A 9152-nucleotide genomic window follows, 5' to 3' on the forward strand; every position below is an offset into this window, starting at 1 on the left:
CCGCCCTCCAACGGGCGCGCCGACCGCGCCACCCGGTCCATCGCCGCCGCGGCCGCCTCCTCCGCGACCCCGTCGCCCAGCACCCACCCCGCCTCGCACAACGCCACCGCGATCCCGCTCAGCCCGTGGTGGAACGTCACATCCGCGACCTCGCCCAAGGCCGAGGCCAGGTAGCGGCAGCCCGCCCGCGCGTCCCTCAGGTACTCCTCCTCGCCGGTGGCCGCCGCCAGCTCCAGGAAGAACAGCACGATGCCCGGGGCGCCCGCGTACAGGGAGAAAGGCTCCGGATCCAGCGCCGACCTGCCACGCGCGTCCGGGTTGGCCAGCCAGCGGCCGTCACCCGAGGCCGCGGCCCTGATCCAGCGTGCCGCCCCGACCGCGACCCGCAGCAGGGTGTCCGCGCGCTCACCCGCCGAACGGGCTCGATCCACGCTCATGGCACACCGGGACTCTTCCTGGACGCCTACTGCAGGGGCTCATATTCTCCCCCGCCCACACGCCGCCGTCGACCACCACGACCACCACCAGGGGGCAGACCAAGCACGAGAGAAAGGGATAGTGGAGTGTTGCGGCGCTGCTCAGAGGGTTCGTTTGTCGGATGATGTGACCCTCCGCTTGGGTTTGGTTGCGGTTTGATGAACACGGTCGTTCGGCAGGGTTGATCATCGCTACGGGTGCACGCCGACACCCAAGGCCAGAACTTCCCAGTCTTTGCCCTGGCCACGTTGTTCGGATTCGACCTGATGCCACGCATCCGCAACTTCAAGGACCTGATCTTCTTCCGCGCCTCGGAGAAGATCACCTACCCGCACATCGACCAGCTGTTCGGCGAGAGCGGCCGCAACGTGATCGACTGGAAGCTGATCGACAAGCACTGGATCGACCTGATGCAGGTGGCCATCTCCATCAGCGAGGGCCGCCTCAGCTCGGCCACGCTGATGCGCCGCCTGCGGTCCAACTCCCGCAAGAACCGCATCTACAAGGCCTTCCGCGAGGTCGGCCGCAGCGTACGCACCGTCGCCCTGCTGCGCTATCTGGCCGACCCGGCGCTACGGGCGCGGGTCACCGCGGCGACCAACAAGGTCGAGTCCTACAACGGCTTCTCCAAGTGGCTCGGGTTCGGCGGGGTGCTGGCCGACAATGACCCCGAAGAGCAGGAGAAACTGATCAAGTTCAACACCCTGCTGGCCAACCTGGTCGTCTTCCACAACGCCCTGGACATCTCCGACATCGTGCGGCAGCTGGTCGCCGAAGGCTGGCAGATCACTGCCGATCAGCTCGGCCAGATCGCGCCCTACCTGCGCGCCCACATCAGCCGCTTCGGCGCGTACGCCACCGACGAACTACGTCACCGGCCGGATCCGTTCGATCCCCTGTTGACTACCCTTCAGGAGAGCAGAAGGCCCGGTACGCGCGCTTCGCCGGCGAGCCGTCCGTTCAGGAGCTGGAGGAGTTTCTCCGGCTGGCCGGCCGACGTGCCGCCGGGGGTGGCGGGGTTCGTCGCGGAGCAGCTGGAGACGCGGGGCGAGACACGAGGGCCTCTGACGGGTCACCGCGTCAGCCCCCGTCCCTCCTCACATGGAAATTGCGCGGTTCAGGCGGACAAGGTATTCCGCGTCCGGTTGCGTGCCGGCCCTGAAGCGTTCCTGGACCACGGCGAGCCCGAGGTCGCGCCGCTTCGGTGATCGCGCCGCGTCGGCCGCCGCCAGTGCGTCCGGCAGCTCCTGACGGGTGAGATCCGTGCAGTAGGCGGGTGTGCCAGGCTGCTGCCGCCACGATTCCGCGAGCGGCCCCGCATCAAAGGCGTCGAACCCGGTGTCCTCAACGAGTGCCATTGCCAGGTCACGCTCTCGCGGACTGTCGGCCGCGACGGGGAGCGAGATGCGGTCCGCACTTCCCGCCGGCTTGTTCCTGTGCGCGAACGACTCGGATCCGATCGAGTTCCAAGCCTTGACGATGGGCCGGCCCAGCTGCTTGGCAGCCCACACGCTCTCGGCCTGGCCGGCCTCGATCGCCGCGATTCCGTTGTCCCGATGCGGGAAGTAGTTCGACGTGTCGATGACAACCGTGTCAGCCGGCACTTTGGCGATCAGTGGTGCGACCTGCGGAATGCGGGCGAAGGGAATGGAGAGGATCACGGCGTCGACGTCCACTACGGCTTCCGCCGCTGTCACCGCTCGTCCGCCCGAGACGCCTCGATCGTCTCCGGGCCGCGCGAATTGGCCGCCTTTACCTCGTGCCCGGCCGCGCTCAACCGCCTGGTCAACGTCTTGCCGATGTTCCCGGTGCCGAGAATGCCGATCTTCATGGTGAAACTCCTTGTCCGGAACGGAACCCCGGTTTCGGTGACCGGGGTTCCGGGGCTTGGTCCCTGCGGCGCGACCGGGGCTGCGGCCGACCGCGGACGCGGTGGTGTAAGCGGGTGATGACGACCTTGCCGAAGTGAGCGCCGCTGTTCGTGGTCGTCGTGTGTGTCGCGCTGAGCTTGGCAGCGAGGTTCCCGCCGATGGCACCGGCGCCTATGACAGTAATTCTCATGATTTATCCATTGAGAGGTAATGCTGCCCCTGAGGACAGCGCGATGTGATGGCCGTGTGGTGGTGCCACCTGGCCTTGCGGGGGCGGGGCTGGGTGTCTGGCGGTTTACGCCTGGGTGTCCCGCTGGCGGTAGCCGCTCGCGATGAGCGTGCGGAGCCGGTCGAGCGACTCCTCCTCGGTGCCGGTGCCCTTGATCCAGGCAACGGAACAGGCCGCGAGGAACAAGTCGTGCCCCCGCACCGACGCGCGCACGCACCCCGCGAGCTGCGCGCCTCGCACGTACTGATCGGTGGCGGAGATGAGGATGTCGCAGGGAATCGTGAGCGGGTTGTCCGGCTCCTGCGCCCGGGCCGCGGCCATGAGCGGGTCCGGCAGCCCGCTGAAGGCGCTGAAATACTCCTCCATCGCCCGCAGCCACTGCTCCAGCGCCTCGGCCGGGTCGCCGAGCTGGTCGATGTCCGCCTGGCGGGCCACCAGCTCCTCGGAGCGCGTCTGCAGCACAGCCGCCAGCAGCGCTTCCCGGGTGGGGAAGTGCCGGTACAGGGTGCCGGGCCCGACGCCCGCCTCCTTGGCCACCGCCTCAAGGGAGGTGCCGACCCCGTGCTGCAGGAAGTGCCGCTGCGCGGTCTCCAGGAGGGCCACGCGGTTGCGCTGGACGTCCGCGCGGGGCTTGCGTCCCCGCTGTTCACCGGCGCTCATGCGCCCTCCTGCCTGCCGTGATCCTGCGGCCGCAGCAAAACGGATGCTGCCTCCGTACGCATTCGAGAGTAAAACGGAGGGGGCATCCGGTCAAATGGGCGGCCTGATCACGGAGCCCGGGCAGCGGCAGGGGGCCGACATATCTGGCCGTAGAGCGCAGGGCAAAAGCCGTGCGGGCTGCACCATTCCAGGGTGTCCTTGTCCGGGCCCTCCCGCGCCGAGCCCGGCCCGGTCCCCGGTCCAGGACGTCAGGGGGTGAGCTGCTGGTGCCCAATGACGGAGAGCAGTTCGAGTTTGCTGTGGCTCTCCGTGCCGGGCCGAGTGGTCAGCACCACCAGGGTCTGGGCGCGGTTCTCGGTGTACAGGAGCTGAGCGTCGACGTCGATGCGGCCGAGTTCGGGATGGAGGATGGTCTTGCAGTCGCCGTAGCGGGCGACCTCCTGAAGTTCCCACATGCGGACGAACTCAGGGCTGTGTTCCTGGAGTTCGGCGAGGATCCGGGCGGCTCGGGGGGTGTCGCTCCCGGCTGTCAGCGCGGCCCGCAGGCGTGCCGCCTGGGCGCGGCCGTGGCGTTCGTGGGTTTCCTCGGGGTACACCAGACGTTCGGCTGGGTCCATGAACCAGCGGTAGTAGCCGCTGCGGGCCAGACCGGTGTGGCGGGTCTGGTCGCCGAGCAGCGCGACGGCCAAGGGGTTCATCGCGAGGGTGTCGACCAGGTCGGTCGTTACCAGGGCCGGGGAGTCGTCCAGGCGGTCCAGGACCCGCAGCAGCGTCGGGCTGACGTGTTCGCAGCGGTGGAAGCGGGCTGGGGCGTTGTGGCCGATGAGGACGAAGAGATGGTCGCGTTCGTCCAGGGTCAGCCGCAGCGCCCGGGCGAGAGCCGCGGTGATCTGGACGGAGGGCTGCGGAGCACGCTGCTGTTCCAGCCGGGCGTAGTAGTCGGTGGACATGCCGGCGAGCTGCGCGACCTCCTCGCGGCGCAGCCCCTGCGTACGCCTGCGCGGCCCCTCGACCAGCCCGACGTCGCGGGGCCGCAGCATCTCACGCCGGTGGCGCAGGAATTCCGCCGGTTCCTTCTTGTCCATGGCCCCATCCTCGCCGCATCCCGCCCGGCTATCCAGAGACCGCCGATCCATGGCTGAGCCCTCGTCTTCTGCCCGCGCGAAGCCGCTCGTACGGCCGACTCCGAGGGCGCTCGCAGCGAGACGACCCGATGGTCACTTGACCTGTATGACCCGCTGGGAATTCGCCGGCTGTCGGCGGTGCGCCGCAGGCCGTCGGTCTGGAAGGCGGCCCGCCGCGACGGTCCCCCGTCGAGGACACCCAACGCTTTGACCGGCCCCGGGCCTCGTCGCCCGGCCCGGCCGACACGACGATGTTCGCCGTGTCAGACGGGCGCTCGCGTGCCCCTCGGCGCTCAGGACGGAGCCGGTCGCCTCCAGTGCGACGACCGGGGCGAAGCCGAAGGCGCTTCCTTACCGTTCCGCGGAGACGGTGGAGGGAGAGGGCGTGTAGACCTCTGGCTCCCGTGCGGGATTCACCGTGACGGCGGCGTCTTCAGTTCCCCTCGTGGTCGAGGGCGGCGATCTCGCGTACGGCCTCGGCGATGGCGCGATAGTCCTTACGCAGGATCGAACCGTGGTTGCTGGCGACTTTCGCGCTGATTTGGATGTTCGGATTGCGGGCAGTCACCGCAGGGAGGCTGGCGCGTATCCGTTCGTGCCCGCCCTGGCTTCCGAAGGACTCCCCAGAAGCGACCACGTAGCGCGCCGGGACGGTGATGCTGTCCAGCACGGGGCCCAGGTCACGCTCGCGGGCGATCTTGCCGACCTCGATGTTGCTGTCTGCCAGCTGGTCGCCGGTCATCCGTGGAGCCATACCGAACGGGCGCAGCAGCTGCATGGGCCACCAGATCCGCTTCCATATCTTGCGCATCCCCGGTTCCATGGACTCGTCGAACCAGTCGTAGGGCTGCGCGCCCTCAACCAAGACCGCGCCCACGGTACGGGCCGGATTCCGGCTGGCCCAGTGCGCCGCGACAAACGCTCCATAGGACCAGCCCACCACCACCGCCCGGGCCACACCCCGGGCTGCGAGGACAGCATCGACATCTCGGATGTTCGTCTCGAACGAATAATCCGCCGAACGCTTCGACTTACCACGCCCCCGCATGTCGTAGGTGATATGCCGCCACTCCGTCCCCAACTCGGCGAGGACCCGCCGCCATTGCCGCTGAACGGCGGCGTGGCCGTTGAGGTAGATCACGGGGACATCGTCGCCGTCGGTGTCGGTGACGGCTAAGGCCGTATCGTCTACCGGGACCATGCCGGTCCAGGTGGATTGCTGGCTGGTCATGGTTTCCCCTTACTCGCAGAAGACACGCAGGTGGCCATCGGGCGCCTCCATTTCCACGATCGTCTCGTCGAGGTGCTCCACGAGCGCCTCGAGCTGTGCGGGCTTGAGCTGGGTCAGGTCGATCGGAACGCCCGCCTTGACCAGCTCGGCGTTGGCCCGGTCCAGCGCCCGCGGCGGGATCAGGGCGACGAGCTGTACACCGGCTCGCAGCAGTTGCAGCGGCACCCGCACGTTGAGCCGCCCTGACTCGCCGTCCTCGAGGAACTCCATCTCCAGCCGCAGGTACTTCGCCCTGCCTTTCGGCCGGGGCTCGAGGCGCAAAGCCGCCGGCGACTGGTCTCGTTCGAGCGCGACGAGGAGCCGCTCCGCCTCCTCTGCAGTGATCTTGCCCTCGACCAGCATGTCGAGGACGTCCTTGCGCTGTTCGTTCATCGAAACCTCTCCTACTGGATGGATACGAGCACCGCCGTACGGCTGTATTCGACGTCGACCCGGGTGCCGGGCAACGCCGAGACGATGCGCCAGCCGGTGCCGAGCGCGCGCACCCAGCTGATGCTGAACACGAGGCAGGCCACGGCCGCACCCAGAACGGCTAGGACCATGACCGGCGAAAGGACGAGCACCACGGGCAGGACCGGCACCCAGATCCGGATGGCACGATGGTCTGGGCGTTTGACCTGTACGGTCACCAACTGCGGCATCACGCGGGCCCTTCCAACTCGGACAGTGCCTGCTGTGCGGTGATCTCGCCGCGGCGCAACCGCTCGATGATGTCGGCCCGCGACGGCGCCGGGTCGGTCTCGACGAAGTCAAGCATCTGTGTGATCCGGTTCAGCCGCGCCTTGATCGTCGGATAGCTCACCCCGAAGATGCGTTCCATCTCCTTGATGGAGCCGTGGCACCGTACGAACGCCGTGATGAAGACCTGATCCTCGACGTTGAGCTGAGCCAGTTGCGGTAGCTCGAAGTCGCCCTCGATCGCGACGCTGCTGCCTGCCAGGCGCACCCGCTCGACGACGAAGGGCTGGCCCTGGGTCAGGTTTGTAAGTTCCTGCCAATCCATTCCAAAGATATACCCGACGAACCTTCACTATTTCAAGGTTGATCTTAATTTTCTTAAGCTGGAGCCCGTTTGATCTCGACCAAATCGCGCGAGGGTTGACACCTACGGACGGAGGGGTCGGTGGGCGGCTGCGCGGACGGCGACTTCTACGTCTCGCTGGTCGCCACATGCCCGGCGTCGACCTGGATGCCCGGCCCTCCGCTCGCCGGGTAGCCCCGGTGCATTGCTGCACCGGGGCCCCCTCAGAACCGTGCGTGCCACTCGTCGCGGCACACGGCTCAAGCAAGCCGCGAAGGGCGGTTCAGGTGTGCTGTGCTGGGCTCCTGCGCAGGCGGGCGAGGTAGCCGCGATGGCAGGAGGCGTGAACAAGGCGGGTCTGGCCATCGCCGGTGGGGCCGGGCCGTCCGTAGTGCGTCAGGTAGTCGGCTGCTATCGCGCGTCGGACGACGTTCAACCACCATCGCGCCCATTGTTCAGGCGATTCGGGCGGCTGGTCCGTTGTGAGCAGGTGGTCCCCGCAGAGCGAGCAGCGGCCGTCTTGCTTGGTGAGCAGGCGGAGGCTGTAGCGATCGAGCGGAGGCTTCACCCGAGCACGCCGTTTGGCCCAGTACTCGGCCAGGGCAGGGTCATCGGGGGATGCTCGGCCCAGGACGAGCGTGTGTCGGACGATGGGGGCCCAGGCGAACTTGGTGAGGTAGGCGCCGGTCTCCTGGTCGCCGAACACCCACCAGTCGTTCCTGAACTTGTTGAACTTGCCGAAGTACCGGTCGACGATCCAGCGCCTCGGCTTGTTCGGATGGCCGCACTTGGCCCACTTGAAGGTGAGCCTCCATACGTAGTTGTCCAAGGCGGTGAACACCTTGGACGAGACCATGCCACGGTAGTAGGCGGCCCAGCCTCGCGCGATGGGATCGAGCCGGGCGATGACCGCCTGCGCGTTCGAGCCGCGCAGGCTGCGCATTTCGGCCGCGAGCCGCAGCTTCAGCCGCCTGACCGCCGAGGGGCTCGGTGTGGTCAGCGTCTTGCCGTTGGGATAGCGGCGGATGAGGACACCCAGGAACTCGAACCCCTCGGCGAGGTGAACGATGCGGGTCTTGTCCTCATTGAAGATCAGACCCCTGGGTCTCAGCCACTGGGCAAGGCGCGCCTTGACCTGTTCGGCCTGCTGCCTGGAGTGGCACAAGGCGATCATGTCGTCGGCGTAGCGGACCACTATCGGGCGTCCTGCCACCGTCTCTCCGGCATGGCAGCCGTCAGTTCGGTAGCTGACCCCGGCGGCTTCTTCCAGTCCGTGCAACGCGACGTTCATCAGACACGGGGAGATCACGCCGCCTTGAGGGGTGCCCTCGTCGGTCGGTGAGAATCCCGTGCCCTCCTCGAACACCCCGGCCTTCAGCCAGTCCCGGATCATGTCCCTGGCGGGGAACGACCCGATGGCCTCCAGAAGCCGGGTGTGGTCGATGCGGTCGAACGCCGCCGCCAGGTCCGCATCCAGTACCCACATCCGTTTCGCCAGCCTCTGACTGGTGGCCTGGAAGATGGACTGAATCGCGTCCTGGCAGCTCCGACCCGGCCGGAACCCATACGATCGGGGTTCGAACCGAGCCTCCCACTCGGGTTCCAGCGCGTTACGGACCCGTGCCTGATGACATCGGTCCATGATTACCGGAATGCCGAGCGGGCGGAGCTTGGCGGGGTTGCTGGCTTTCGGAATGTGCACCCGCCTGACCGCGCGCGGCTTCCAGGAACCGATCGTGGCGTGCACACGCCCCGCCACCTCGGCCCTGGCCTCGGAGGTCAGCGCGACCTCCCCGTCGATGCCCGCGGTCTTGCGGCCAGCGTTGCGCTGCGTCACCTGCCGCACACTCATGAACGTGTTGGCCCGGCTCCGTAGCATCAGCTTCTGGAGGTTTCTGGCCTTGGGCCAGTCCTCTTCCTGAACCGCCTTGAAGATCCTGCGCCGCAGTCGCCGTACCTGCTCTTCCTGCGCCCGCCAGTCGATGGTCTCCCACTTCTCGGCGTCCAGGCGCAGCAGATCCTCGGGTCCGTTCACCATGTGGCGTCCAACTTGTCCCTCGGTTCCAGCGGAGTCGGTGCTTCGTCGTCAAAGGCTCACCTGCCCACGTCAGCGCCCTTTCGGGCCCGGGCACCGTGCCCGGTATCCGGCCGGTTATCCGAGACCGTCGCTGGAGGAAGCGACCTTGCCGTCCCGGTTTCCCGCTGCCTTTCGGCCGCCGGCCTTGGCTTCTTGGGCATCCTGTTCCCGCCGGGGAGTTCAGCTCTCCTCGCGGTTGGCCTACCGCTCTGGTCGGACCTGGAGCGGACCCCGACGGGGTTTCCATGTTCCGCACGCATGAGACACGGCTGGGATCGGGGTCGGGTAGCGGGAGTGCATTTCTGCGCCCCCGCCCCCTCAGAACCGGACAAGCCCGCTTTCCAGGCATCTCGGCTCAAGCAAGCCCGAAGGCTCACGGGCAGGCAGAAGTACCGTGCCGTT

10 protein-coding genes and 1 pseudogene are annotated in these 9152 nt (G+C 67.6%); 1 reads left to right on the top strand and 10 read right to left on the bottom strand.

Translation table 11 applies throughout. The features are described 5' to 3' along the window. Window positions 1-437: lanthionine synthetase LanC family protein (locus tag EJK15_RS64625; protein WP_276615596.1), on the bottom strand; the 437-nt coding region annotated here is incomplete at its 3' end. A gap of 237 nt (window positions 438-674) precedes the next feature. Between EJK15_RS64625 and EJK15_RS64630 the strand changes: the two are divergent. Continuing rightward, a pseudogene (locus EJK15_RS64630) lies at window positions 675-1379 on the top strand (Tn3 family transposase); the annotation flags it as partial. Between the two features lie 195 nt (window positions 1380-1574). Here the strand turns inward: EJK15_RS64630 and EJK15_RS64635 are convergent. The 9 genes from EJK15_RS64635 to ltrA form a co-directional block, all read right to left on the bottom strand. Continuing rightward, on the bottom strand, window positions 1575-2153 hold the full coding sequence (locus tag EJK15_RS64635) for an NADPH-dependent F420 reductase (RefSeq protein WP_240778031.1): 579 nt from the start codon (window positions 2151-2153) through the stop codon (window positions 1575-1577). A gap of 17 nt (window positions 2154-2170) precedes the next feature. Beyond that, window positions 2171-2308 carry an NAD(P)-binding domain-containing protein gene (locus tag EJK15_RS75880; RefSeq protein WP_240778032.1) on the bottom strand — a complete coding sequence of 46 codons (138 nt, stop codon included), beginning with the start codon at window positions 2306-2308 and terminating at the stop codon, window positions 2171-2173. Window positions 2309-2643: 335 nt separating this feature from the next. Then, on the bottom strand, window positions 2644-3237 hold the full coding sequence (locus EJK15_RS64640) for a TetR/AcrR family transcriptional regulator (protein WP_138720152.1): 594 nt from the start codon (window positions 3235-3237) through the stop codon (window positions 2644-2646). Between the two features lie 248 nt (window positions 3238-3485). Then, window positions 3486-4322 carry a helix-turn-helix transcriptional regulator gene (locus EJK15_RS64645; RefSeq protein ID WP_138720153.1) on the bottom strand — a complete coding sequence of 279 codons (837 nt, stop codon included), beginning with the start codon at window positions 4320-4322 and terminating at the stop codon, window positions 3486-3488. A gap of 472 nt (window positions 4323-4794) precedes the next feature. Continuing rightward, window positions 4795-5592 carry an alpha/beta fold hydrolase gene (locus EJK15_RS64650; protein ID WP_138720154.1) on the bottom strand — a complete coding sequence of 266 codons (798 nt, stop codon included), beginning with the start codon at window positions 5590-5592 and terminating at the stop codon, window positions 4795-4797. Between the two features lie 9 nt (window positions 5593-5601). Beyond that, window positions 5602-6024 carry an SHOCT-like domain-containing protein gene (locus tag EJK15_RS64655; RefSeq protein WP_138720155.1) on the bottom strand — a complete coding sequence of 141 codons (423 nt, stop codon included), beginning with the start codon at window positions 6022-6024 and terminating at the stop codon, window positions 5602-5604. An 11-nt stretch (window positions 6025-6035) separates the two neighbouring features. Beyond that, window positions 6036-6293, bottom strand: a complete 258-nt coding sequence (locus EJK15_RS64660) for a hypothetical protein (RefSeq protein ID WP_206062169.1) — start codon at window positions 6291-6293, stop codon at window positions 6036-6038. Then, the gene (locus tag EJK15_RS64665; RefSeq protein ID WP_138720157.1) at window positions 6293-6655 is read right to left on the bottom strand and encodes a DUF2089 domain-containing protein; all 363 of its coding nucleotides are present in this window, start codon (window positions 6653-6655) and stop codon (window positions 6293-6295) included. The genes EJK15_RS64660 and EJK15_RS64665 overlap by 1 nt, the downstream gene beginning before the upstream one ends. Before the next feature lie 301 nt (window positions 6656-6956). Next, window positions 6957-8711, bottom strand: a complete 1755-nt coding sequence (ltrA, locus tag EJK15_RS64670; protein ID WP_138720158.1) for a group II intron reverse transcriptase/maturase — start codon at window positions 8709-8711, stop codon at window positions 6957-6959. Window positions 8712-9152 lie beyond the last annotated feature (441 nt).

Source organism: Nonomuraea basaltis, assembly GCF_005893125.1.
GTDB lineage: Bacteria > Actinomycetota > Actinomycetes > Streptosporangiales > Streptosporangiaceae > Nonomuraea > Nonomuraea basaltis.